At 60.8% G+C, this 1,241-nt stretch carries 1 protein-coding gene; it reads right to left on the reverse strand.

The annotated features are described in order from the left end of the window. Positions 1–30 precede the first annotated feature (30 nt). Positions 31–1,178 (reverse strand): IS3 family transposase gene (locus C8J30_RS18240; RefSeq protein ID WP_110807488.1). Its coding sequence is split into 2 segments (ribosomal slippage): positions 31–920 and positions 920–1,178, totalling 1,149 coding nucleotides; the frame shifts between segments, so codons are not numbered across the junction. Positions 1,179–1,241 lie beyond the last annotated feature (63 nt).

Consider the following 1,241-nt stretch of genomic DNA (forward strand, 5'->3'; position numbering starts at 1 on the left):
TGGCCTGCTGCCGGTTTCGTGGACAGCTGGTTAAGCTAGCATAGCGCGGGCCTCGAACTCCATGGGGCTGAGATAGCCCAGTTTCGAATGCCGTCTGCGCGGATTGTAGAAGCGCTCGATGTAGTCGAACACGTCTGCGCGGGCTTCGTCGCGGGTGCGATAGACCTTGCGGTTGGTCCGTTCGGTTTTCAGCGACGAAAAGAAGCTTTCCATCGCCGAGTTGTCCCAGACGTTGCCAGCCCGGCTCATGGAGCAGGTGATGCCATTGTCGGCCAGCAGGCGCTGAAACTGCTCACTGGTGTATTGCGATCCCTGGTCCGAGTGATGCAGCAGGGCGTCCGCCTTGCCCCGCCGCCAGACGGCCATCATCAGGGCGTCCATGACCAGCGTGGCATCCCTATCGGCCTTCATCGACCAGCCCACAATTCTGCGGGAAAACAGATCCAGCACAACCGCCACATACAGCCAGCCTTGGGCGGTCCAGATGTAGGTGAAGTCGGCCAGCCATTTCTGGTTTGGACGATCCGCTTCGAAATCCCGGTCGAGGATGTTGTCGGCGATGACCGACCGCTCGCCATCGTCTTGGGGCTTCCCACGCCGTTTTGGGCGTGCTTTCAACGCGTTCTGGCGCATCAACCGCTCGATCCGATGGAGGCCGCAGGTCAGCCCCTCTTCAAGGAGGTCATGCCAGACACGGCGGGCGCCATAGGTTCGATCACTGGCCTTGAAGCTATTGTCGATTGCCACGACGAGCTTCGCATCAAGGGTCGCCCGGTCGCTGAGAGGGCGGTTCAGCCATGCATGGAAGCCCGAGCGCGAAACCTCCAGAACCTCGCACATCCAGCTGACCGGCCAGATATGGCGGTGCTTCGCGATGAAGGCGAACCTCATGTCGCTTCCCTCGCGAAGAATGCCGCGGCTTTTTTTAGGATGTCACGCTCCGCCTTGAGCTTGGCGACCTCCTTCTTCAGGGCTGAGATCTCTGCCAGCTCGGCACGCTGCTGGCCATTGCCGGAGAATGCAGCGACAGGGGCTTCTGCGGCCTCCCGCATCCAACGTCGCAGCACGCTCTCGGCCAGATCCAGATCACGAGCCGCCTGCGCCACCGCAACGCCCCGCTCTGTCACCAGCTTCACAGCCTCAAACTTGAACTCCTTCGTGAACTTCCGTCTCACCATGTCCGATCTCCGTTTCCTTGGTCACGATCTTATCTTCGTGTCCACGAAACCGGCAGCAGGCCA

Origin of the sequence: Rhodobacter viridis (genome assembly GCF_003217355.1) — a bacterium.
GTDB classification, from domain to species: Bacteria; Pseudomonadota; Alphaproteobacteria; order Rhodobacterales; family Rhodobacteraceae; genus Rhodobacter; species Rhodobacter viridis.